The sequence below is a fragment of the Ferrovum myxofaciens genome (assembly GCF_000735045.1).
Classification (GTDB): domain Bacteria; phylum Pseudomonadota; class Gammaproteobacteria; order Burkholderiales; family Ferrovaceae; genus Ferrovum; species Ferrovum myxofaciens.
On record NZ_JPOQ01000445.1, the window covers coordinates 1 to 253 of the forward strand.

At 58.5% G+C, this 253-nt stretch carries 1 protein-coding gene; it reads right to left on the minus strand.

The features are described 5' to 3' along the window. Positions 1–253 (minus strand): ATP-binding protein (locus IV91_RS0114475; protein ID WP_031599538.1); only part of this gene is annotated, 253 nt, incomplete at both ends.

The window sequence follows — 253 nt, forward strand, 5'->3', positions numbered from 1 at the left end:
TGACCACACTGCGGTCAATCCCCCGACTGGGACGGACATTGATATCCTCGATGGCGGCCTGCGGATACTTGAGATGGGCTTGTTTGAGCAAGCGGACCAGCCTGCGGTCAGTCCGGTAGTGGACCTCCCGGTCAATCAGCAGTGCCAAGCGCTCTTCAAAGCTCATGCCGGCCATGCCCGACTGGGTCAGTTGTTCCTCAAGGCCGGTGGCCAATCCATTCAGTTTCAAGGTGCGCAATTGCGCCAGTGTAGT